Below are 24503 nucleotides of genomic sequence, written 5' to 3'. Positions count from 1 at the left end.
GGTCAGTGGAGGAACGAGCCGAGCGCCTCGGCGTCCCACGCGTTCAGCACGTCGTCGGGTTCGCACCATCCGCGACGGGCCGTGTGGACACCGTACCGTGCGTAATCGAGAGAATCTGGCGCGTGTGCGTCGGTGTCGACGGCGATTATCGCGCCGGCCTCGGTGGCGGCGCGGACGGGGCCCCCGTGGAGGTCCAGGCGCGCGGGATCGGCGTTTATCTCCAGGGCGGTTCCCGCCTCGGCGGCGGCCGCAGCGAGTCGCTCGATGTCGAGCTCCAGTCCCTCGCGCTCGTTGATCCGCCGGCCGGTGGGATGGCCGAGAATGTCGACGCTCGGATGTTCGACGGCCCGGATCAGCCGCTTCGTCGCTGTTTCGCGGTCCTGCCGCAGCGCGGCGTGCGGCGACGCGACCACGACATCGAGTTCCGCGAGGAGGTCGTCGTCCGTCGAGAGGTCCCCGTCGGCGCCGATGTTCGTCTCGACGCCGTGCAGCAGCCTCAGACCCGGGTCGATCTCCCGGCGAATCTCATCGATCGCGTCCATCTGCTCTCGTAGATCCTCGTCGTCCAGACCGACGCCACCGACCATCCCCGGGCCTGTGGCGTGGTCTGTTACGGCGTAGTAGTCGTATGCGCGTTCATCGGCGGCAGCGACCATCTCGGCGAGTTCGGCACGGCCGTCGGACCAGTCCGTATGCGTGTGGAGGTCGCCGCGGAGGCCGCCCGGCTCGATCAGGTCGGGAAGCGTTCCCTCGCGGGCGGCCTCGATTTCGCCGTTCCCTTCGCGGAGTTCCGGTGGGACGAGCGGGAGATCGAGCGCCGCGTACATCGATGCCTCCGTCTCGCCGGCGATTCGTTCGCCGACGCGCTGGCCGGCGTCCGGATCATCGACGTCGGACACGTCGAAGACGCCGTATTCGTTCATCTTCAGATCCCGTTCGATTGCGACGTTTCGGAGTTCCACGTTGTGGTCCTTGCTGCCGGTGAAATACTGCAGCGCCGCGCCGAACTCCTCGGGCACGACCACGCGGAGGTCCACGCGGATGCCGTCGACGCGGACGCTCGCTTTGTGCTCCCCGGCCTCGATGGTGTCTGTCGCGGCCGGCCACGCGACGAACGCGTCGACGACGCGCTCGCTGGCCTCGGAAGCCACGAGGACGTCCACGTCGCCGATGGTGTCGCGCCAGCGTCGGATCGACCCGGCAACCGACGCCTCCGCGACGGCGTCGACGTCTCGGAGGTACGCGAGCAGGTCGTCCGCGAGCGGCCGCGCATCGCCCAGCCGTTCCCGTTCCCCCGCTTCCCGAGCGAATTCGACGTTCTCCCGGATGTTTTTCTCCGTCTTTGCGCCGAAGCCCGTGACCTCTCGGATCTCCCCGTTCTCGGCTGCCTCGGCCAGTTCGTCCAGGGTCGTGATTCCGAGTGCGTCGTAGAGTTTCCCGACCGTCTTCGGACCGACCCCCTCGACGCGCGTCAGCGCCGCCATATCGACCGGCAGGTCCTCGCGGAGCGCTTCCAGTTCCTCGATCGCCCCCGTTTCGACGTACTCGACGATCTTCGAGGAGATCGCGTCGCCGACGCCGTCGATCCGCTCGACCGCTTCGGCGCCCTCCTCGGCTAGGCCTTCGATCGGTTCCGGATGCTCGCTGACGTTCTCGGCGGCCCGCCGGTAGACGTTCGGCTTGTACTCGACGCCGTCGGCTTCGAGCAGATCCGCGAACGCTTCGAGTTGCCGCGCGACCTCGTCGTTGCGGCTCACAGCCGGCCTCCGCCCGCCGTGCTGTTGACGTCCTCGTGGCCCAGCGCCTGCTGGAGGAAGTTCATCCAGCGCTTGCGGTCGGCAGTCTCTTGGACCTCTGACTCCTGTTCGAGATCGACGGGTCGGAGCTGTTCGAGCGCGTTCAGCGCGCGGTCGATACCGATGATACTCTCGGCGAGGCGTTCGCCCTCCTCGTAGGACACCTCGCCGTCCTCGATCTTTCCGAGGCGCTCCAGTCGCTCGCGGCGGAGGTTCTTCTTCGCGCGGTCGACCCGGTCGCGTTCGCCCGCCGGGACGGTGTCGCGCCGTTTGATCTCGAAGACGAACTCGCGGAGTTCGACCTCTTCGCCCTGTACCTCGATCGCGTCGGGGATCTCCGCGCCGACCGTCGCGGCCTCGCGGTTGACGCGCTCCAGCAGTTGCTTTCGCTCGAACTCCTTCACGGCTTCGTCGCCCCTTGGGCCGGCGACCACTTCGCTCCTTCGCCGTGGAGGCCGAAGCGACCGGGAGGTACCCTTCGGCCAGCCGGGGCGTCCGAGACGCCGGCAGATGGCGCGGAGACGAAACTTCTTATGCCGCTCCCCCGGAAACGGACGGTATGGGATTGTTCGACCGACTGCGCGGATCGGATCAACCGCGCGTCGCTTTCATCGGTATCGACGGCGTCCCCTACAGTCTCCTCGCCGAGCACCCCGATCGGTTCCCCAACTTCGCGGCCATCGCCGAGGAAGGGAGCGCGGGTCCGATCGAGAGCATCGTGCCGCCGGAGTCGTCGGCGTGTTGGCCCTCGCTGACGACCGGCGTGAATCCGGGCGAGACCGGCGTCTACGGCTTCCAGGACCGCGAGAACGGCTCCTACGACACGTACGTGCCGATGGGTCGGGACGTCCAGGCGACGCGCCTGTGGGACCGCGTGACCGACGCGGGCCGGAAGGCGAGCGTGCTGAACGTCCCCGTGACCTTCCCGCCACAGCGGAACGTCCAGCGGATGGTCTCCGGCTTCCTCTCGCCGGGGGTCAAGAAGGCGGCCCACCCCGAGAAATTCCGGGACGAACTCCAGGCGCTGAACTACCGGATCGACGTCAACGCCAAACTCGGCCACGACGACGACAAAACCGAGTTCGTCGAGAACGCCCACGAGACGCTCGACCGGCGCTACGAGGCCTTCTCGGACGTGATCGGCCGCGACGACTGGGACCTCTTTTTCGGCGTCTTTATGACGACCGACCGGGTGAACCACTTCCTGTTCAAGGACTACGAGGAGGACGGTGAAAACAGAGAGGCGTTCTTCGAGTTCTACGAGGCGGTCGACGAGTACGTCGGCGAACTCCGCGAGTCGCTGCCCGAGGACGTGACGCTCGTCGTCGCCTCCGACCACGGCTTTACCTCCTTGGACCACGAGGTCCACTGCAACGCCTGGCTCGAAGAGCAGGGGTGGCTCTCCTACGAGGACGACGACCACGAGGAACTCGGCGATATCGACGACGACACTCGGGCGTACTCGCTGATTCCCGGGCGCTTCTACATCAACCTCGAAGGGCGCGAGCCGCGCGGCAGCGTCCCGCAAGAGGAGTACGAGGCGACGCGCGCGGAACTCAAAGCCGAACTCGAAGCCCTCGAAGGTCCCGAGGGCCGCAAGGTGGCCGACCGCGTCGTCGAGAAGGAGGAGGCGTTCCGCGGCGACCACGACGACATCGCGCCGGATCTGGTCGTCGTCCCGAACCACGGCTTCGACCTCAAATCCGGGTTCAAGGGCCACGACGACGTGTTCGGCTCCGGCCCGCGCAACGGAATGCACAGCTTCGACAACGCCTCGCTGTACGTCGACGATCCGGACGTCGACATCGAGGGCGTCACGCCCGACCTCTACGACATCGCGCCGACGATCCTCGATCTGATGGACGTCGACTACTCCCGCGCGGAGTTCGACGGCGCGAGCCTTCTCAAGGGGTAGTCCGCGCTTTACTCCCCTCGTCGACCCGCTGACGACTACTCGTCGACCCGCTAACGACTACTCGTCGACCCGCTGACGACTACTCGTCGACCCGCTGACGACTACTCGTCGACCCGCTGACGACTACAGTAGATCGTCGAGGTCGTCGTTTGCCCACTGCTCGGCGGGGTCGTCGTCGCGTCGCTCACCGATCTCGGTCTCGGCCGCCTGTGCCTCCTCCGCGCGCTCCATAAACGCCTCCAGTCGCTCCGAGCGCTCGACCCCGCCGAGCAGGACCAGCGTCGCCAGCCGATCGCTCGACAGCGGAAAGTCGCCGCCGCGGACCTGGAGGCTCCCGGTCTCCTCTTCGACCCAGCGTCTGGCCCGCTCGACCCCCTTCCGCGGGATGCTGTCGTTGTCGCCGGCCACGATCAGCAGGGCCGCGTCCGCGTCGGTGGCGTCGGGCAGGCTCGATCCAGTCAGGAGGGCACGTCTGGCGTTGCTCATCACGGTGTTGATGTTCTCCTCCGGATCAGGAGCCGCTTCCGCGGAGGCGTAGCCGAGAGCCGCGATGCCGCCGTCCCGGAGAGTGTTGATGATCTCCGAGGAGTCGACGACGCTCTCGGCGACGCCGTCGACGACTTCCCCGGACGCGAGCAGCAGGCCGACTCGCTTGGCGATCTCCTCGTTGATCGCATCGAAGCCCTCAGTGAGGCTCTCGCCCGCCGAGCGGAAGGCGTCGTTGTCGACCAGGAGGAGGGCGTCGGCCTCGCGGGCGAAGGTCTTCAGCGACCGGCCCGCGTTGACCTGGTACATCGCGCCCTCGTCGCGCCCGGGGAGGATCCCGAGGCCGTAGACGGGGACGTCGTAGATCCGCTTCAGTTCCTTCGTGAGGACGGGAGCGCCACCGCTGCCGGTGCCGCCGCCGAGTCCGGCGACCACGAAGATCGATTCGGTGCCGGCCGTGATATCGCCCTCGAGCGCGGAGAGCACCTCGCGGCTGTCGGACTGCATCACTTCGGCGCCGAGTTCGTTGTCGCCGCCGACACCCTGGCCTTTCACGCGGTCCTGTCCGATCAGGACGGTCTCGAAGGGCAGATCACGGAGGTCGTTTTTCGCGGTGTTGACCGCGACGGCGCCGCGGACGGCGTCGAATCCCATCCGCTCGTCGTATTCGACCAGTTCGCGGGCGAGTTTCCCGCCGGCCTGGCCGACGCCGATCAGGACGGACTTCATATCTTGTGAGAGAACGAGACGCACCTTCAACGTTGGTGCCGCCGGAGGTTTATAAATAAAGCCGCGGCCACGGCCGGTATGCCGACCGATTCCCCGGGGACGGACGCATTCGCAGCCAGTCTCGACTCGGTCGAACGCGCAGCCCACGACGCCCGGACTTCCGAGAGGGAACAGTCACAACCGACCCAGACAGCCGAGCAATCGACTGCCGGTGATCAGATGAACTCGGGGCAACAGCTGTCGACTGCCGGTGATCAGATGAACTCGGGGCAACAGCTGTCGACTGCTGGTGATCAGATGAACTCGAGCCAGCAGGCGTCGGCTGCTGACTCCCAGATGGACGACGCCCAGACAGACCAAACCAAAGACGACACCAGGGCTCACGAGGAGCGGCTCTCGGAACTCGAACGTCGCGTGACCGCCATCGAAGCCGAACTCGAATCAGTGCGCGGGATGCTGGACGGCGTCAACGCCATCGACGAAGCCGTCGAGCGCCGAGCGTCGGTCGCCCTTGCGAAGGTCGAGACGCTCGAACGGGCGTTCGACGACGGGCGAAAAGGCGACCCGCGATCCGCAACTGCAGCCACCCAACGCGACGGATCCGCCCCGAGTGAGCAAACACGCCGGACAGAGCGGGAAGACACACGACCGCCGGATTCCGGCGGGCGACAGCCAGCACGGGATACTGATGAGGAACACGCCGCAGGTGCGGGTCGCGGCCGAGGGGTGTCTGCGGACGGGCATCCTCGGGTGAGGGACAGTAGCAGTCACAGCAGCGGAGCGTCGGTCGGTGGGGGATCCGATTCCCAACCACAGGAAGATAGCGAGAGCGACTCCCTCGCGTCGCGGCTGCGCAGCGCCTTCCAGTGATCCGGCTGGTAATCGCCGCAGTCCTGACGCTGGCGACGGTCGCTGCCGCGACACCGGCAGTCGATCACGCGCGGGCCACTCGCACCGACACAATGATCCAGGGTACCGTCGATCGACTCGAACGGGCGGGAGCGCGTCTCGCCGCCGGCTCGGACGCGATACCGACCCGGCGACGGGCCGCGGTCCGGCGCGTCAGCGTTCGACTCCCGTCCGGATCACTGACGGCCGCGGGACCGGCCTTTCTCGCTGTGGGGGGCCGACCCGGAGGGCCGGGGAACCGCTCAGTCGTCGCCTACGCGCTGGAGTCATCGCCGACGCGCCGCCGGACGCTCTCGTTTCCGGTGCCGATCCGGACCCCGGACGGGCCCGTGGTCTTCCGGGACGACGGACGCCATTCGGTCTCGATCGCGCTCGTCGCCGAGGCGGGTCGCCCGACGCTCGTCGTCTCGCGCTCGGAATCGCCGTAGCTCCGTGGTGGTCGGCACGGATCGCAGCGGGCCGAACCCGCCGGAGGTTTATATACGAGTACGCGGCCAGCCGCGGTATGCTTCCGAACAGCGATGGTCCCTCGAACGACGAGGGAACGGCGACAATTTCGGATGTGCGGGGCGTTCTGGCAGCCGTCACATCGTCGCTCGCGGGCGTCGACTCCGTGGTTGGCAGTCCGGACCGAAAAGCAGGGAATCCATCCCCGGACGGCGGCGTCCCGGCCGACGCGTGTAAGTGTCAGCCCTCCATCGAGCGGCCGCAGGGAACCGGGATCACGGATCGCCGGGAACTCGTCGTCGACTCGTCTGCTTGCCCAGGCGACGGCGACCTCGCGTCCGCCCCCGCCTGTCGATCGACCGTGATATCGGCGCTCGCAGACCGTGACGCGGACGTCGTTCGGACGCGGAGCGACGGCCGGGAGCGGACGTACGCCGAGGAGTCATTGGGGCTCCTCCTCGCCGCGGGTCGCTTCGTCGAGCGTGTCCGGTTCCACGATGAATCGCTGGCCGAGCGGGCGCGCCGAGATCCCGTCGCCGCAGCGCACAGAGCAACCGGGCGAGCCGGAGCTGTCAGTCGCATCGCGGCCGAAACCGGCCTCGCGGAGGGTGCCGCCCGCGCCGTCAGAGAGGCGATGGCGACCGGGAGGACCGACTCTACGCCGACCGGCGACGACGCCTCCGTCGACCACCTGTCGCCGGGATACGCAAACGCCTCCGTCGATTACGACGATGTCCTGCGCGCCTACGTCGGACCGACGCTATCCCGATGTCGGGTATCCCGCCGGCCACCGGAAGCCCCGATCCGTGAGACCCGCGATCTCGAAACCGGCGCGACGGTCCGGATCGTCGAAGCGACGGATGGCCCCCGATATCACCTTGCTCCGGTTGCCCACGAGCTCGACGCCGACGCGACGGCGACACTCGCGGCCGCCTACGATGTCCTCGCGAACGGCTCCGTCGGCGGCGGCGACCGGGCCGCGGGACGGGCGATCAGGCGCGTTGCTGACACGGATGATCCGATGGAGACGCTAACTGCGGTCCTCGAACGGCACACCCGCGGGTTGGGCGTCCTCGAACACCTCTTCGCCGATGCACGCGTCTCCGATGTCGTGGTCTCGGCGCCGGTGACGGACTCCCCAGTCAGAGTCGTTATCGACGGCGACCGCGTTCCGACGAACGTCCGGCTGACGCCCGACGGCGCCGCGTCGCTCGCCTCGCGCTTTCGACGGGAGAGCGGCCGCGCCTTCTCCCGCAGTTCACCGACGCTCGATGCCGCGGTCGTCGCCGAGACCGGTCGCCAGGTCCGTGTCGCGAGCGTGACGGCGCCAGCCAGTGACGGAGTCGGATTCGCGTTCCGCGTCCGCAACGAGACGGCCTGGACGCTCGCGAGACTCGTGGCTGTCGGGTCGCTATCGTCCGCGGCGGCGGGTTTCCTTTCGCTCGTCGTCGAGCGCGGTGCGGCGACGATCGTCGCCGGCACGCGCGGCGCCGGCAAGACGACCCTCCTGGGGGCGCTCCTCTGGGAACTCCCCGAGTCGACGCGTCTGGTGAGCATCGAGGACACCCCGGAACTTCCGATCGAGGCACTCCGCGAGCACGGGCGTGACGTTCAGGCGCTTCATACTGATGTCGGGGAGGGAATCGAAGCGGCTGACAGCGCGGCCGGAGACGGGCGCGCGTTTTCACCAACCGACGCTCTTCGGACAGCGCTCAGACTCGGGGACGGCGCGCTCGCAATCGGCGAAGTCAGGGGCGAAGAGGCCGCCTCCCTCTACGAGGCGATGCGGATCGGTGCCCACGGCCACGCCGTCCTCGGGACGATCCACGGCGACTCCGCGGCGGCGGTCCGGGAGCGGGTCGTCTCAGATCTCGGCGTGCCGCCAGCGTCCTTCGCTGCGACGGACCTCGTCGTCACCTGCGCCCACGACGGGGACTCCCGCCACGTCGCTGCGATCGAGGAGGTCCGTTCGACCGACGACGGGACGATCTTCGTCCCGCTGTACGAACGCGAGAACGCGAAGCTTCACCCGACAGGCGTGGTGGATCGCGGAGACAGCGCGGTCCTGGAACGGCTCCGTGCGAGCGGGGAATCATACGGCGATCTCCTCTCGCTACTGGAAGGGCAACGAAGGCGTTTCGAGCGGCTCGCGAGCGTCGGGCTGACCGCTCCCGGGGATCTCGACCGCTCGCACAGCGAGAGCCGATGACTGGATCGCACGCCCGCATCCACCGGGTCGCACGCAGGCTGGCGAAGTGGTATCCGAGGCCAGTCGAGCCGACGACGGAGCTTCGCCGCTCGCTTTCCTTTCTCGAAAGCGACCTCCGGGCGGAGACTGTCGTCCGCGCGGGCTACGTAGCCGCCCTCCCGAGCGCGCTACTGGTTATCTGCGCCCTGTCGGTCGCTCTCCCCTCGCTTCCGCTCGCGGCCACGCTCCCGGCAGCCGCCGGGGTCGGCCTCGGGACCACGCACGTCCTGCATCGACTGCCGGTCGCGGCTGCGACGCTCCGGCGGACCCGGGCGCTCGGTGACGCCCCCGGACTCGTCGCCCGCGCTGCGCTCCGGCTCAGACTCGATGCGACCCCCGAGCGCGCAGCGATATTTGCCGCCAGGACCGGTGATGGCCCGCTTGCCCGCAGCCTCGCGGCGCACGCGGATCGAACTCGCCTCGGCCCGGCAGCCGGGTTCGAGGCCTTCGCCGACGAGTGGCAGCCGTGGTTCCCCGCGCTCGAACGCTCGGTTTCGCTGCTTTCTGCCGCCGTCGAGGCGCCGACCGGTGAGCGGGAGAGCGCACTCGATCGCGCACTGGAGACGATCCTCGACGGCGCCCGGAGCGAGATGGCCGACTTCGCCGGCAACGTCCGCGGACCGGCGAGTGGGATCTATGCGTTCGGGGTTCTCCTGCCCCTCGCGCTCGTCGGCGTGTTGCCCGCGGCCCGTGCCGCTGGCGTGGTCGTCCCTGCGACAGTGTTCATCGTACTCTACGACGTCGTCCTGCCGGTCGCACTCGTCGCTGCTGGCGTGTGGCTCCTCCTGCGCCGTCCGATTGCCGTGCCCCCGCCGCGGGTGACGAGGGCGCATCCCGACGTTCCATCGGGAGTGGCGCGCGGCATCGGCGCCGGGATCTGCGGGCTCGGCGTCGGGGCCATAGCTGGCTCGCTGGTCGCGACTTGGGCCACGCCGGTCGCCGCTGCGGGCCTTGGAACTGGCGCCGCGCTCGCGGTTCATTACCGTCCGATGCGGGCGGTACGTCGGGAGGTTCGGAAGATCGAATCCGGGCTCGCTGACGCGACGGCGGTGGTCGGCCGGCGCGTGGGCGCCGGAGAATCAGTCGAGACGGCCATCGGAGCGGCTGCCGAGGCGACGACGGGACGGACTGCGGAACTCTTCGAATCCGCGGCTGGCGTCCAGCGTCGGCTGCGTGTCCCCATCTCCCGGGCGTTCCTCGGCGATCACGGCGCGCTCAGCGAGGTACCGAGCCCCAGGGCCCGCGCGACCGCCGAACTCTTTTCTGTCGCTGCCAGGGAGGGCCGTCCGTCCGGGCCGACGCTCGTTGCCCTGGCGGATCACCTGACAGAGCTCCGGCGAGTCCAGGCCGATGCACGCCGGGAGCTTGCGGCGATTACTGGCACACTCGCCCATACGGCGGCGCTTTTCGGGCCGCTCGTCGGTGGCGCGACCGTCGCGATGGCGACTCAGATGGCCGCGACGGAACCGACAGCCGTCGAGAGCGCCTCGCTAGGTGGCACTGCTGCACCGGGAGCCGCAACGCTCGCGCCGTCGACGCTCGGAACGGCCGTCGGCGTCTACGTTCTCGCGCTCGCGGTGATCCTCACCGCGGTGGCGACGGGCCTCGATCGCGGTCTCGATCGCTCGCTCGTCGGGTATCGCGTCGGGGTGGCGCTGTGTTCGGCGACCGCGACGTATCTCGTGGCTTTCCTGGGTGCCTCGCTGTTGTTCTGACGGCGGTCTCCCGCTCAGGAGCCAGCATCGCCCGAGTGTTTATATACGGAAACGCGACCAACCGTCCTATGTTCGACCTGCCGCTCGAAGCGTGGTACGGCTGGATCGGGCTGTCGCTGGCGGGCGTCGCGCTCGTCGGTGCGGCAGCCGGGCTCCCGACAACACCGCCCCCGGACGCCGGGGCCGCCGCGGGGACAGTCGACCGTGTTGCCGCCGCCGAGTACACTGCGACTGCGGAACACCCACTGGAGGCCGACGAGATCCGGCTCGGGACTCGTCGGATCGGCCTCCGATCGGATGCAGGCACCGCGCACGCGACGCTCGCGTTCGGCCCCGTAACGCCGGTTCCCGACGGCGATTCGCCGCTCCGGGACGTTCTGTATGGCACGCCCCCGAGCCGGGTCTTTGACTCACCACAGGCGTTCCGGGAAGCGATCGTCGCGGCGCGGGCCGATGGTCAGGACGCCACCTGGCGAGAGATCGATCGAACGCTGATCGTCCGACGCGTCACCTGGGAGGGAGTGGATGTCGTCCTCGTCGATGCGTGAGACAGCTCCGCGGGGACTCTGCAGGTCCTCCCGCGCCTTCTCCACCTGCTCCCGAGCACAGACGACACCGATCGTGGCGCTGATCGCTCTCCTTGCGGTCTGTACCGGTGTCTCGCTGTATGCTACCTCACTCGGGGCTGTGGTGCCCACGGGGACCGACAACGCGCTCGCCGAGCCGACGCTCGATCGCGTGTACGATGCTGTGAGTGAGGGCGGGGTGGTCTCGCCGGTCGGCCTCTCCCGCGCCGAGACCGTCGCGCCCGATGGGCATCATCTCGCAGTCGTTGTCACGACGCCCGATGGTCGCTGGACGAACGGACGGGTTCCCCCCGCAGGAGGAGGGTCTACCGAGACCGCTGTCGATACTGCCGACCGCCCGGTGAGCGTCGCAGTCGGCGACGGCAGCGTCGTCTGGGGTCGGCTCCGCGTTTACGTGTGGCGATGAACGCGGCGATCGATGCGGTGCTGTGCCTGCTTCTCATCTCGGCGGCTGTCGTCGGACTCGTCGGGGTCGACAGCCCGTCGACGGAAGAGCCCGGACGGGCCGACGCTGTCGCGGCGACGCTCGCGACCACGACTGCGCAGGTCAACTACTCACTCGCGCCCGGACTCGAAGGCGTACGGGACTCCGGGAGGAGACTGGGCAACCGGAGCAGCGCAGCGAGGAGTGGCCCACGGACCGGTGGGGCCGACTCGCCCGAACTTGATCGGACGGCACACGGTAGCCTCGCCGGACTCCTCGCGCGCGCCGCAACCGCAAACAGCGGCCTCGCGGGGAGTCGGATCACAGATGCGAACGGAACGTCCACTGTGTCGGAATGGACGCCACTCACGCGAACCCGGATCGACTTCCGTCGCGCTGTTCGCGACGCGGTACGAGCGCGAACCGGCGCGCGGATCCGCATCGATGCGATCTGGCGACCGTATCCGGGGGCCCCAGTCGGCGGCACAGCCAGCGTCGGCCCCGAGCCCCCGTCCACCGGGGTGCACGCCGCGACGCTCACGGTTCCCACTCGCGCCGATCCGGTCTCCGAGTCGGCGACGACCGATTTCGATGCGCTCGGGGCCGCGGTCGCAAACCGGACCGTTGCCGTCCTCGTGCCGCCCGGTCCCGCGCGGATCACGCTTCGAGGCGATGATCCGGCTGCCGTCCTGGTTCGACATCGATACGACCGGCTTGGAGCCGTGACGAATACCTCGCTCTCGACGCCGCTTGCGACTGAAGATACGACCGCGGCGAACGCTCGGCTCGCAGACGCGCTCGCGCCGCGGATGGCCGCGGACCTTCGGAATCGGTACGACGGCCCAACGGCGGCGGCCGAGAACGTCTCCGTCTCGTCGGTTCGGATCGTCGTTCGAACGTGGGACGCCGGTGAGGAGGCCCGCTGATGCGCTTCGCTGACGACGACCGGGGGCGGGTCCCGTTCGCGCTGATCGGCGTGTTGCTTCTGGTCGGTAGTTCGACCTTCGCAGCCTCGCTTGCGACGACAGGCCCCGCTCCGGTCGATCGATCGGCTGACGTCGCGGCCGATCGCGTGGACGCCGAAGCGACGGCGGCACTCAGAGCGGCCGCCCGGGACGCTGCTCGGGCCGCTGCCCGGGAACCGGTCACTGCCGCCGCGGAAAGCGAGGCTGGCGGGGCGCTTGCGGGAGCAAACACCTTTCGTCGATATCTCCGGCTCCGAATTTTCCTCGCCGCGCGGGACGCGATGGCAACCGTCGAACACCGGCGCGGGACGGCCCGGACGTACGCCTCGTTCGGAGAGTCCGTTGATACCGTCCCGGAGGCGATCCGCCGCGTCTCGATTTCGAGCGTCGACGACGGGACGGCGCTCCGCGTGACGATCCGCAATCTGACGATGACAGTCGAGGAGAATGGCCGGGTGATCGGCAGAGAACGCGTGAATCGGACTGTCACCGTCGGTGTACCCGTCCTGGCGCTGCACGACCGCACCGAGCGGTTTCAGTCCCGCCTCGACGCCGATCCGATCGAGGCGCCCGGACTCGCACGCAGGATGACCGTGGGTGTGACTGCGATCGCACAGGCGCGAGGACTCGGACAGTACGGCGGGCTTCCGATCGAGAACGTCCTCGCCAACCGGCACGTCGCGCTCTCGACGAATGCGGGGCTCCTCGACGCCCAGCGGGCCGCGTTCGGTCGGAGCGACCCCGACGCGGCGGCCGGTGTGCGCAGGGCGACGCTCCAGACCGGCGTCACGGACGTGCTCGATCCGCGGACGAACTCCCAGGTCGTGTCCGCAGCGACGGGGCAACTACCCGATCCCAACGCGGCGGAGCGGCGCGACGACGCCGACGGTGGAGCCCTTCCAGCAACACGGACGATCTCCGTGGGCGTCAACGGGACCGCTGACGAGGCGTTTCTGGGACTGCTCCGCGGTGAGAACGGCGGACAGAGCCTCGAATCGATCCAGCGCGACGGCTACACCGCGACTGTCTCCGTCGGCGCCGACGTCGAAACTCTCCACACCGGCCGCCGGCCCTCGCCACGGGAGCCCGGCGAAAACTGGACGCTCGTCTACTCTGACGTCACGGCCGACGTGTCAGTCGATGGCGCTGGGAGCCGGACCGGCATCATTCGCACGGGGCTCGGAGAGAGACGCCTCTACACCGCAACCCGACGGGTCGTCGAGCGTCACACCGTCGAACGGACGTGGGTGAAGGTCAACGAGACGCCGCAGACGACGACCGCATCCTGGCGCGACATCTCCCGTGTCCGGGTGACTGCCCAGGGTCGCCTCAGTGGCGTTCCGGGCCCGTCTGAACCTGTCCGCCCGGTTTTCGAGTCTGGCGGATCGCTGGCCGGCCCCAATCTCAGGGAGGGGGATGCAGCGAGTCGCCGTCTGGTGTCGGACCTCGGCGGCGCCGACGCCATCGCCCGGCGGGCAGTGACCGGTGGGCGAACGAGTGCGTCGACGACAGTCACTGGGGATCGACCGCGGGATCTCAAACCGTGGGTCTACGAGGATCTCACGGATCTCCGCGACCGCGTCAGAGAACTCTCCGTCGAGGTGCCCGCCAGCGACGCAGCAACCGGCCGCGTCAACGGTGCAGCCCGGCTCGCGGCGCTTGTTCGCGAGCAGCGTGCAGAACTGATCGATGCGCCATCCCGGTACGACGGCGTCGCCGATCGAACCCGCGTGGCTGCCCGGGCGGCGTATCTCGACCGGGTCATCGATCGCCTCGATGCCCGCGCCGAACAGACGGGCGAGCAGAACGCCGGCATCGGTCGCGCCCTCGACGCGAAGGGGATCGCCGCCTCGCGAGCGAACGAACTTGCGGATCTCACACCCGAGCCGCCGTCGCCGGAAAAAGAGTTCGGTAGTCGATCGGGCGTGCGCGGGGAGACCACGCTGGTCCCGGACGGTGATCCGGCGTACCTCTCTCCGGAGCCGGTCGACGGCGCACTCGTCGACGGCATCGCGGACGACGAGCAGTACGTCGGACTCGCAGTCCGGAACGTGAACCTCTTCGCCGTCCCCTACGGCGACACCGCCGACATCGTCACCCGGACGCTTCTCGGCGATCCCGGGCGCGTCTCCCTGCACACCGCCGGACAGTCGCTCATCGCCGCCGATCGGGCGCTTGAGTCGTCGACGAACGCGACGCTTCGGGCCCGCAGAGATCACCTGCGGGCGAAAGTCGACGACTCGCTGGGTCCGGTTCGCCGCCGAGCGAAGCGAACCCTGGCAACTGAAACGTCGCTTTCGCGGTCCGAGCGCGACTCGGTCGTCGACCGGGCGTTCTCGCGGTGGGGCGGCCCCGGACCGCAGGCCGTTGCGGCCGCAAACGGGTCGCTGGCGCGGACGATGGCGTCGCTTGCGGTCGACGAGTCGGCAGCGGATGGCCGCGGGGGCGGCTCGGTTGCGGAAGATCGCATCCGAACGGCGCTCCGCGTCGATCTCCGGCGTGTAGCAACCTCCGAGTCGGTCCGCGTCTCGCAGGCTGCGGTCGAGGATGCCGTCTCCGCGACCCGCAAAGCCGCCGAGAAGCAAGCGGAGAAGACCGCCAAGCGCGCGACTGAGAAGGGAATCGACCGTGCGGCGGGCGGCCGCGTCGGCGGTATCCCGGCCGGATTACCGATCTCTCCGACGCTCAGTCCGTGGATCGCGACGACGAACGTCTGGATCGTCGAGTCCCGGGGCGCCTACGGCCGCTTTGCGGTGACGACCGCCTCCGGCGAGACGACGTACGTTCGCGACGGCACGTCGGTCTCGCTCGATGTCGACGACGATGGCGAGGCGGAGCCGCTGGGGCGAAACGAGCGAATCGATTTCCGCGTCCGGACGGTCGCGGTCGTGGCCGTTCCCTCGGGCGGACTCGGCGTCGGCGACACTGACGGCAACGTCGACGAGCGCTCGGTCGCCTGGCGCGATCCCGAGCCCGGACCGCGATGTGTCACGCCGACTGGTCGCTGTTCGCGGGAGTGAAGCAAAAAGCCGAAAAAGTGAGGAAAAGCGCTGCTACCGCAGTCGATCGGCGATGAGGCCTTCGAGGTCGTCGCGGAACTCCTCGACCTCGATCTCCTCTAAGACGGGCACGAAGAAGCCCTCGACGAGCATATTCCGGGCCTGCTCCGGCGGAACCGACCGCGAGGTCATATAGAACAGGTCCTCCTGGTCGACCTGTCCGACCGTCGCGGAGTGGGAGGCCTCGGTGTCGTGGTTGTTGATGATCAGCTTCGGCGAGGCGTCGGCCTCGCTCTCGTCTGAGAGCATCAGCGTGTTCTCACGCTGGTAGGAACTGGTGTTCCACGCCTCGCGACCGACGTCCTGGACGCCCTCGTAGACCGACCGGGCCTGGTCGTCGAGGACGCCGCGGGTGACCAGATCCGCGGTCGTGTTCTCGGCCTGGTGCCAGACGCGGGCGTTGACGTCGAAGTGCTGGCCGCCGTGACCGAAGAACGCGCCGACGATCTTCGTCTCCGCGGAGTCGCCGTTGAGTTCCGACTCGACGTCGCTTCTGGTCAGCCGGGAGCCGAGGTTGCCCTCGATCCAGTTGACCGTCCCGTAGGTGTCGATGTCCGCACGCTTGAGCGTGTAACTGTAGGTGTCCTCTTCGAGGTCCTGTAGCGAGCCGTACTGGACGTAGGAGTTCTCGCCGGCGTCGATCTCGACGAGGTTCGAGAAGTACCGCGATTCGGCGTCGACGGCGTCTCGCGGGCTCTGCCCGCTCGACGATTCGGAGGCGCTTCGCGCCTCCCCCTCCCCGGACTCGATGCTCTCTAAGATCGTGACCGACGAGGACTTCTCGGTGACGACGAGCGTGTGGCTGAACAACGAGCGGGAGTTCATCTCCGCGCGGATCGTCACGTCCTCGGCGTCGACGCCCTCGGGGACGTAGACGACTGTGCCGGTGGTGAAAAGCGCCGCCGACAGCGCGGTGAGGTAGTTTTCCTGGGGGTCGATCGTCGACCCGAAGGCGGATTCGACGAGATCCGGATGTTCCTCCAGCGCTTCGGCGAGGGTGAGCACCTCGATGCCCTCGTCGGACGTCCGCTCGGTCTCGTCGGCCTGGTCGAGCGGATCGACCAGCGCCTCGAAGTCGAGCGCCTCGAGGTTCGTCCAGCGACGGCCGGGCGTCTGGATGACGTCCGGCAGGTCGAGCGTCTCGAGCGCCTCAAGGGCGTCGAGGCGGGCTTCGAGGAGCCACTCGGGCTCCTCGCGCCGCTCGGAGATCTCCCCGACCGTCTCCGGGGAGAGGTTCGCGGGTAGTTGTGTGCCGCTCATACTATCCGAGGCTCCCCTCCATCTCGAGTTCGACGAGGCGGTTGAGTTCGACCGCGTACTCGATGGGCAGTTCCTCCGTGATCGGCTCGATGAAGCCCGAGACGATCATCTGCTTTGCGTCGTCGTCGTCGAGGCCGCGCGACTGGAGGTAGAAGACGTCCTCGTCGCCGATCTTCCCGACAGTGGCCTCGTGGGCGACGTCGACCTTCGACTCGTTGATCTCCATGTACGGCATCGTGTCCGACGTCGACTCGTTGTCGAACATCAGCGCGTCACACTCGACGGACGTCGAGGAGTTCTCGGCGCCGTCGGCGATGTGGACTAGTCCCCGGTAGTTGGTGCGGCCGCCGTCCTTCGAGATCGACTTCGACTCGATCGTCGATTTCGTGTCGGGGGCGTTGTGGTAGACCTTCGCGCCGGTGTCGATGTTCTGTCCCTCGCCCGCGAAGGCGATGGTGATGTGGTTGTCGGAGGCGCCGCGACCCTTCAGGACCGTCGAGGGGTACAGCATCGTCGCCTTCGAGCCCATCGAGCCGGAGATCCACTCCATCCGACCGCCGGCTTCGACCAAGGCGCGCTTGGTGTTGAGGTTGTAGGTGTTCTTCGACCAGTTCTGCACCGTGGAGTACTGGACGTGAGCGTCTTCGCCGACGAACACTTCGACACCGCCGGAGTGGAGGTTGAAGGCGGAGTACTTCGGGGCCGAACAGCCCTCGATGTAGTGGACCTCCGAACCCTCCTCGGCGACGATGAGCGTGTGCTCGAACTGGCCCATCCCTTCGGAGTTCATCCGGAAGTACGCCTGGACGGGCATCTCGACGGTGACGTCCTCGGGGACGTAGACGAACGAGCCGCCGGACCAGACCGCACCGTGCAGGGCGGCGAACTTGTTGTCGCTCGGGGGGACGCACTTCGTCATGAAGTGCTCTTTGACGATCTCTCCGTGCTCCTGGACGGCCTTGTCCATGTTGCAGAAGATGACGCCCTTCTCCTCCCAGCGTTCCTGCATGTTCTGGTAGACGACCTCCGACTCGTACTGGGCGCCGACGCCCGAGAGGGCGTTCTTTTCGGCTTCGGGGATGCCCAGTTTGTCGAAGGTGTCTTTGATCTCGTCGGGGAGTTCCGTCCAGTCGTCGACGCCCGCGCGGACGTCGACGTCGGGCCGGATGTACGGGACGATCTCGGCGATGTCGACCTCAGAGAGGTCGGGCTGGCCGGGCCAGTCTGTCGGCATCGGCATCGCCTGGAACTGTTCGAGGGCCCGGAGACGGCGGTTCAGCATCCACTCGGGCTCGTCTTTGTCCTCGGAGATGACCCGGACGGTCTCCTCCGTCAGGCCCTTTTCGGTCTGGAACGCCGAGGCTTCCTCCTTCTTGAAGTCGAAGCGCGCCTCGGTGTCCGTGTCTTTGAGGTGGTCTTGTTCTGAGCTCATTGTGTGTAGTGTGTATTTACGATTCGTTGCTTATGAGTCTGTGCGTAATCAAACATAGTTACGCCGTCTCGTAGACTTCCTCGCGAACCCAGTCGTACCCCTCGTCTTCGAGATCCTCGGCGAGCGATGCGTCGCCGCTCTTTGCGATCTTGCCGTCGAGCATCACGTGGACGTGATCGGGTTCGACGTAATCGAGGATCCGCTGGTAGTGCGTGATCTGGAGGACGCCAGTTCCCTGTTCGTCGCGGAGGGCGTTGATGCCGTCGGCGACGTCCTGCAGCCGGTCGATGTCCAGCCCGGAGTCGATCTCGTCGAGGACCGCGATCGACGGTTCGAGAATGGCTGCCTGCAGCACCTCGTTTTGCTTCTTCTCGCCGCCGGAGAAGCCCGCGTTGAGGTACCGCTGCATAAACTTCTCGTCCATATCCAGGAGATCCATCTTCTCTTTGAGGAGCGACTGGAACTCCGCGACGCCGATCTCGTCGTCGTCTGCCGGCCCCTCCATGGGAGAGGTCTCGTAGCCAGCGTCGTCTTCGTCGTCCTCGTCGGCGTCGGCTTCGTCGTCCTCGAAGAGTTCCTCGCGCTCTTCGAGTTTGGCGTTCAGCGCCGTTCGGAGGAAGTTCGTCATCGTGACGCCCTCGATCTCCGCCGGATACTGGAAACCGAGGAAGATACCGAGCGCCGCGCGCTCGTTCGGCTCCAGATCGAGCAGGTCCCAGGTGCGTTTGTCGGCCGGGATGTCGATGTCGTCGCCGAACTCCCCTTCCTCGAGGTGGAGCAGTACTTCGCCCTCAGTTACCTCGTAGGCCGGGTGTCCGGCGATGATCTTCGCCGTTGTCGATTTCCCGGACCCGTTGGGCCCCATCAGGGCGTGAATCTCGCCGGAGTTGACCTCCAGGTCGACGCCGCGAAGAATCTGTTCGCCACCGTCCTCCGCCACGCTCGCGTGGAGGTTTTTGATTTCGAGTGTAGCCATGTGTTTCGTTGCCTCGTACCTGTCGAGTGGGCCGTGACACCCATAATGGTTACGCATTCACCAGTAGACGCTTTACTGTATGGAAAATTTGTTTTCGTTTCGCGAAACTCCGCCGGAACCGACGCCGGTCGAAGCGGCCTATGTGAAGCTCCCGAGCCCGGTCTGTTCCTGGCCGGATTTCACTTCCTCCCAGGACATCCCCAGCGCCTCGATGATCCGTGCGATCGGTCCCTTCAGCGTCTTTTCGAGCATCTTCTCCCAGTCGACCTCGAACGCCTCCGGGAGCTGGTCGTCGTACTCGATGCAGATCACGTCGGGGTCGCGTTTGAACTCGCCGTACAGTTCGTCGCGCTGCGGATCGAAGCCTTCCTCGCTCTCCATCCGGCGGAACCACGAGGGGTGGACCTTCCGCAGGTAGAGGCGCTTGGGCTTGGAACCGCGGCCGAAGTTCGTCCCGAGGAACTCGTTTGCGTACTTCGCGCCGCGGACCTGCGCGGTGTCGGTGTCGTAGGCGTCGAGGCGCTTGCCGATCCCGCCAGGGATGCCGATGTCTTCGACGGGGACCTCGCCGGACTCGAAGTCGGTGATGACCTCGTGGAGGTACTCTTTGATGTCGTCGGTCGCCTCGCCGTGGACGATCATCTCGATCACGCGCTTTTGCACCTCCTTCGTGATCGGCGCGATGTCCGACCGCTTGTACTCGAAGCCCGTGATGTCGATGTCGTCGACGTCTTTGCCCTCCTTCCAGACGATGTGACCGGCGTAGCGCTTCTTTTTGCCCGCCTGGAAGAAACGCCGGTAGAGTTTCTCGAACTCGATCTGGAACCGGTGGTGGGCGGCGTCGAGTTCCCGGAGCGCGAACTCGTCGTAGGAGTCGTTGATGTACTCCTCCAGCTCGAAGGACTGCTCGATAGCCTCCTCCTTTGTGACGTCGCCGCCGAGTTCCAACATGACTGAGTCGGTGTTGTGGAGGACGACGCCGCCGACGCCGTCGACGAAGTTCTCGTTCTCCGCGACGCTGAGGTCGTAGACGTATCCGGCGTGGTCGATCTCCGTTAGGATCGGGTCGCGGCCCCTACCGTACGAATCGACGGTTCGAATCGTGTACGTTCCCTTCGCCTCCCGGTATTTCAGCGAATGCTTCGTGTCGCGTTGCGTGAGCAACATCGAGAGCCCGGCGGCGAGTTCGCGGCTCACCGTCTCGAAGTCGAAGTTCCGCTCCGCGTACTCGTCGGCGTATCGCGGGAACTCACGTGATCCGTCGCCCTCGACGAGCACGTCGAGGAACAACTGCTGTGCCGCCTCCGGGAGATGATACACGAACGAGGGGATTCGCTTGCCCCTCGACGTTTGACCGGCGAGCTGCCTGAAGAAGACCGCCGCAAGCTCGTTCATCATCTGGAGCTTGAGCGTCCCGTCGTCGTACTCGACGGAGTCGTCCCTGCTCGCTGTGGTATACTCCACCTTTCGCCGCTCCCGGGTGTCGCTGGCGATGATGCTCGCCGTCGCGTTCTCGAACAGACGATGGTAGTCGTCTTGAAGCTGTTCGAGCCATTCCCGACGGGACTCAGCGATGCTCGCACCGAACCTCGAGGTGGTGGTCTCGACGGTCGAAGCGCTTCCCTCCGGAACGTACGCCCCGAGGAGCCGGATCAGCGCGCGTCCCGCTTCGCTATCGACGTCGACGTATCGCTGTACTTTGACCGTCGAGTCGAGTTCGTCGTAATGTTCGTGGCCGAACCAGACGTACTCGTCGTTGGCGTGGACACGTTTCGTTTTGACTGTCGTTCCGCCGGTGCCACGCCCGTCCTCGTATTCGCGTTCGTACCCGTGGAGTACTTCATAGACATCGATCGTCTCGACGGGTTCTACCTCCGGAACACCCGGAACTCTCAGCGGTTCGTCGACTTCCGCCGGGGTCGCCTCCACGAAGTCCGGCCCGTCCTCGACGACGTAGGAGTGATCCCGTGTCGTCGTCGATTCCCCGACCTTGTGCTGGAGGTTAACGACATCCGAATCGGTCTCGTGACGGATGACCTGTTCGATCGGCTGCCACTCCGCTTCGCCGGTGTCACTCAGCGAAAGCGCTTCCCACCCGTCGATAATCCGCCGTTCTTTGGGGAGTCCGGCGGAACCGACCGGTGCCCCATCGGCCGTCACGAGTTCCGCGGATCGGGTGACGGTCGCCCGCTCGAACAACTCCTCGATCGGAATGATCCGCATCCGTCCCTCCGGATCGCGGACGACCACTGGACGATCACCGGTAACGCTGTCCCCGTATATCACTTCGTTGCCAAGTTCGTTCGCGGCGTCTGCCGTGTGCTCGATCACCTCGCGACCCGTCGCAGTGACGGCAGCGCCCATCTCCTTGTCGTACAGGCGGAAGCGATCCCAGCCAAGAACGCCGTACAACGAGTTCCCAGTCCACTGGAACTTTCCATTGCGACCCGCCAGCAGCGTGTGATTGTCTGCGACCGTCACGCAGTAGACGCCGTCGTCGGCCGTACTCCGGCTGCCGCTGCGATGCATCCGAATCGAGTTCTCCGCGTCCTCGGTGCAGTAGATCCGCCACGAGCCGCTATCGCGGTTGTAACTCGCCGTCTTGCCGAGGTGAGTGCAGAGTCGGAGTACGTCGTCGCGGAGTTGCTCGCTCGACGTCGTGTACCGCCAGGAGTTCGGCTGTCGGTCGCCGTCGCCCGCGACGAGCGTATCGAGGAACTGGCGTTTCTGTTCTTTTGCGGCCTCGAAGACGAGGTCGGGAATCCGTTTCTCGAAGCTCCCGTCCCCGGCTATGCGTTCGAGGAGGTCACCCAGGAGGTTGGAGGTGAACTGGTAGGATCGATCGTCGACGTAGTAATCGAAGCCGAGACGGTCGAGGAGGTCACCGATCCGGGCGTGGTCGTCGCAGCCGACTGTTTCCGTTCCGCCGTCCGGAATCGCCTCCTGGGCGAGCTTGACAGTCGTTGCAGATCCACGGAGTTGATCCCCGAACTCCCGCTCCTCGGAGGTGTAGACGTTCCCCTCCGTGATGTACCACGCCAGGAGTTCGAGGAAGTCGTCGGCGTCGAACGTCCGGGGAATCCACTTTCGGCCCGATTCGCGATGGACGAAACTCCGCTCACAGACCGATTCGATGTACTCGCGGTGCGCTTCGAACTCCTCGGCGGTGAAGACGTATCCGGTCTCTCCGACGTCGGCCTTCGGGACGCGCCGCGGCGTCCAGCCGAGTTTGGCGGTGAACGTGTGGCCGTGGACACTGGGTCGGACCCAGACCTCGTAGTCGCCGTGGATCAACTCGGTCAGGTCGATCTCGTCGATCCGCTCGCCGCTGTCAACCGACCAGTCGTGCGGCAGTTCGTAGTGGGAGTAGTCGTCCAGGTCACCGGCCTCGACGAACCGGAAGTCGTCCCACGTCGCGCCGTTTTTCGCGTTCTTCCGAACCAGCATCCGGTGGTTCGGCGTCACGCGGAAGTCGGTCTTGCTGGTCTGGATATCGACGAGTTCCCCGCGGTAGTCGGGGTACTCGTGCGTCTCCTCGACCGGCTTGACCTCCATCTGGTTTGTGTCCGGATCCAAGGAGTAGACCTCGTCGCCGACGTCGAGGTCGCGAATGTTCCGGACGCCGTCGGGCGTGAGCACGTCGGTGTCCGGCGTGAAGCAGTTCATTATGACCTTGACAGCCGCCTGCTGTCGGTCGTACTGCTCGTAGGTGGCGGTGTCGGGCTGGTGGTCGTTCCGCAGGGACTTCTTCTCCTCGCGCTCCGCGAGGAGGTCGTCGATCATCTCGCGGATGATGCCGTCGGGGTCCCGGCGGAAGTGCGTCCCGTTCGGCGCGTGAAAAGTGTCGTCGTCGTACTCGTCGGGGTCGACCTTCGTCTCCGGGGATGCGTTAATCGTTACCATACACATCGGATAGAGCGATTTTAAGTCCAGTACGGTGACATTTTCCTTCACCCCCGTGATCGGGTCGAAGACCGCCCCGCCCTCGTAGTCCTCGGCGTCGGCCTGGCCCTTGGAGGGGAGCGCGAACCGGCCGTGAGCCTCGTGGAGGATGTAGACGTCGACGGTGTCGCCCGGCGTCGTCGCGTCTTCGAGTTTGCACCCGACGAAGGTCCGGACCTCGTCCCAGAAGGCGATCACGTCCTGCTTGCGGTCGATCTCGACGCAGAGCTCCACGTCGCGGACGTTGTATTCAAGCAGTCGTTCCGGGTCCTGCTCCCAGAGGTCGCCGATATCGCCCGCGTAGCGCTCCTTGCCGACGTCGAGTTCGAGTTCGCCGACGGCGTCGAGGCGGTAGGACTCCAGTTCGGTGAACTGCGTGCGCTTGTACGCGTAGAGGAGGTCGAAGACGACGCGACCCTTCACGTTCGGGCCGCCCCAGCCGCTGCGCCATACCTCGCCGATGCGGGAGAACCGCTCCGGATCGAGGTCGTAGTCGGAAGTGGGGTCGAGCACGTCCATCCGGTCGAGGAGGTACGGCATATCGAAATCCTCGAAATTCCAACCTGTCAAAATATCTACACAAGTGTCTTGGATATATGACACGAACGCGTCGAGCATCGCGCCCTCCTCTTCGAAGGTGCGGATGTCGATCTCGGTGTCGTCGCGGAGCGTCTCGTAGTCGTCGAGTGTGTCGGGGCTGTCGACGCCGTCGCCGGCCTCGGGGGCGTCGTAGAGCCACGCGATGTACTCGTCACGGTAGGAGTCGTGACTCGTGAGGCAGACGATCGGCTCCTCGCCGTCCTCGGGAAAGCCCGAGCGGTCGTCGACCTCGATGTCGAAGGTGTTCACCCGGAGGTCGGCCTCGACGTCGACCGGTTCGATCTCGTCGTGGGGGATCTGGATCGTGTCGTTTGCAGCCCCCTGCGTGTTGTCACCCTTCCCGAGGCGCCGGGTGGGCACGCGGATGCCGCTCTTGATGTCCTTGTCGATGAGCAGCCGGTTCGGGAAGAGGATGTCCGCCTCGTAGTGGTCGAACTCGTCGCGGATCTGCCCGACGTCGCGGGGCGTGCGGGTGCAGATCTTCGTCAGTTCGTCCCCGCGGATGCTCTGGTATCCGTCCTCGGTGCGCGTGATGACGTCCTTGTCGAGTTTCTCGTCGTCGAGAGAGTCCGTCGGCGCGTAGAAGTACGGCTCGAACCCGAGGACGCGGACGTGTTCGGTGTCGTTGTCGGCGGTCCGCCCGAAGACGTGGAGGACGGGGTACTCCCGGCGGCCGCTTCCCTCGATGGTGTAGTTCACCTGCGTGACCATCAGTTCGACCGTGCCGTCGGCGTCGGGAAAGCGGATGTCCTCGGCGTCGACGACCTCCGAGACGTGCTGGCTACCGTTGCCCGCCACCGCGATCGCCTCCGCGTCGGGCCGGGCATCAGCGGCGGTGTCGTCTCCACCGCCGCCCCAATCGTCCGTGAGCCCTGCCTGTTTCATAGCAACGCGTTCGGCGGTCCCGAGTAAAAGGTTCGGCATTCCGGTGGATCGGTGCGGCCGAAGTGTCGCAGCCGCTGGCGAGGACTGTTCGCCACCGACGAGGCGAACGTTGGGACGGACGCAAGACC

At 66.7% G+C, this 24503-nt stretch carries 16 protein-coding genes; 9 read left to right on the top strand and 7 right to left on the bottom strand.

What is annotated here, in order from left to right; translation table 11 throughout:
* Positions 1 to 2: 2 nt before the first annotated feature.
* Positions 3 to 1757, bottom strand: coding sequence for a DNA polymerase/3'-5' exonuclease PolX (gene polX / locus RJT48_RS04080; RefSeq protein WP_311170969.1), 1755 nt, complete (start codon positions 1755 to 1757; stop codon positions 3 to 5).
* On the bottom strand, positions 1754 to 2200 hold the full coding sequence (locus tag RJT48_RS04075) for a DUF5788 family protein (RefSeq protein WP_311171340.1): 447 nt from the start codon (positions 2198 to 2200) through the stop codon (positions 1754 to 1756). Before RJT48_RS04075 ends, polX begins: the two co-directional genes overlap by 4 nt.
* Before the next feature lie 155 nt (positions 2201 to 2355).
* On the opposite strand from RJT48_RS04075, the gene RJT48_RS04070 reads away from it, so the two are divergent.
* Positions 2356 to 3711 (top strand): alkaline phosphatase family protein, encoded by a 1356-nt coding sequence (locus tag RJT48_RS04070; protein ID WP_311170968.1) that lies wholly within the window; start codon positions 2356 to 2358, stop codon positions 3709 to 3711.
* A gap of 123 nt (positions 3712 to 3834) precedes the next feature.
* On the opposite strand, the gene RJT48_RS04065 is transcribed toward RJT48_RS04070, so the two are convergent.
* Positions 3835 to 4926, bottom strand: coding sequence for a tubulin/FtsZ family protein (locus RJT48_RS04065; RefSeq protein ID WP_311170967.1), 1092 nt, complete (start codon positions 4924 to 4926; stop codon positions 3835 to 3837).
* A 78-nt stretch (positions 4927 to 5004) separates the two neighbouring features.
* On the opposite strand from RJT48_RS04065, the gene RJT48_RS04060 reads away from it, so the two are divergent.
* The 8 genes from RJT48_RS04060 (at position 5005) to RJT48_RS04025 (ending at position 15241) form a co-directional block, all read left to right on the top strand.
* Complete coding sequence (locus tag RJT48_RS04060) at positions 5005 to 5796, top strand: DUF7310 family coiled-coil domain-containing protein (protein WP_311170966.1); 792 nt, start codon at positions 5005 to 5007, stop codon at positions 5794 to 5796.
* Positions 5793 to 6263 (top strand): DUF7311 family protein, encoded by a 471-nt coding sequence (locus tag RJT48_RS04055; RefSeq protein ID WP_311170965.1) that lies wholly within the window; start codon positions 5793 to 5795, stop codon positions 6261 to 6263. The genes RJT48_RS04060 and RJT48_RS04055 overlap by 4 nt, the downstream gene beginning before the upstream one ends.
* Positions 6264 to 6340: 77 nt before the next feature.
* A complete protein-coding gene (locus RJT48_RS04050; RefSeq protein ID WP_311170964.1) occupies positions 6341 to 8491 on the top strand; it encodes an ATPase, T2SS/T4P/T4SS family in 2151 nt (716 codons plus the stop codon).
* On the top strand, positions 8488 to 10245 hold the full coding sequence (locus RJT48_RS04045; RefSeq protein ID WP_311170963.1) for a type II secretion system protein: 1758 nt from the start codon (positions 8488 to 8490) through the stop codon (positions 10243 to 10245). Before RJT48_RS04050 ends, RJT48_RS04045 begins: the two co-directional genes overlap by 4 nt.
* A gap of 68 nt (positions 10246 to 10313) precedes the next feature.
* The gene (locus tag RJT48_RS04040; protein WP_311170962.1) at positions 10314 to 10793 is read left to right on the top strand and encodes a DUF7283 family protein; all 480 of its coding nucleotides are present in this window, start codon (positions 10314 to 10316) and stop codon (positions 10791 to 10793) included.
* Positions 10786 to 11238: a DUF7285 family protein gene (locus tag RJT48_RS04035; protein WP_311170961.1), complete on the top strand. Its 453-nt coding sequence runs from the start codon at positions 10786 to 10788 to the stop codon at positions 11236 to 11238. The genes RJT48_RS04040 and RJT48_RS04035 overlap by 8 nt, the downstream gene beginning before the upstream one ends.
* Entirely contained in the window at positions 11235 to 12182 is a 948-nt protein-coding gene (locus RJT48_RS04030) for a DUF7284 family protein (RefSeq protein WP_311171339.1), read from the top strand. Before RJT48_RS04035 ends, RJT48_RS04030 begins: the two co-directional genes overlap by 4 nt.
* Entirely contained in the window at positions 12182 to 15241 is a 3060-nt protein-coding gene (locus tag RJT48_RS04025; protein ID WP_311170960.1) for a DUF7286 family protein, read from the top strand. The genes RJT48_RS04030 and RJT48_RS04025 overlap by 1 nt, the downstream gene beginning before the upstream one ends.
* Before the next feature lie 33 nt (positions 15242 to 15274).
* Here the strand turns inward: RJT48_RS04025 and sufD are convergent, their stop codons facing one another.
* The 4 genes from sufD to RJT48_RS04005 all read right to left on the bottom strand — a co-directional run bounded on the left by sufD (position 15275) and on the right by RJT48_RS04005 (position 24375).
* A complete protein-coding gene (sufD, locus tag RJT48_RS04020) occupies positions 15275 to 16540 on the bottom strand; it encodes a Fe-S cluster assembly protein SufD (protein ID WP_311170959.1) in 1266 nt (421 codons plus the stop codon).
* Position 16541: 1 nt separating this feature from the next.
* On the bottom strand, positions 16542 to 17972 hold the full coding sequence (sufB, locus tag RJT48_RS04015) for a Fe-S cluster assembly protein SufB (protein ID WP_311170958.1): 1431 nt from the start codon (positions 17970 to 17972) through the stop codon (positions 16542 to 16544).
* Positions 17973 to 18030: 58 nt separating this feature from the next.
* Positions 18031 to 18948 carry an ABC transporter ATP-binding protein gene (locus RJT48_RS04010; protein ID WP_311170957.1) on the bottom strand — a complete coding sequence of 306 codons (918 nt, stop codon included), beginning with the start codon at positions 18946 to 18948 and terminating at the stop codon, positions 18031 to 18033.
* Positions 18949 to 19086: 138 nt separating this feature from the next.
* Entirely contained in the window at positions 19087 to 24375 is a 5289-nt protein-coding gene (locus RJT48_RS04005; protein ID WP_311170956.1) for a DNA polymerase domain-containing protein, read from the bottom strand.
* Positions 24376 to 24503 lie beyond the last annotated feature (128 nt).

It is taken from the genome of Halobellus ordinarius, assembly GCF_031823395.1.
Lineage (GTDB): Archaea > Halobacteriota > Halobacteria > Halobacteriales > Haloferacaceae > Haloquadratum > Haloquadratum ordinarius.
The sequence above is the reverse complement of the archived record's forward strand: the minus strand, read 5'-3'. Positions and strand labels throughout refer to the sequence as shown.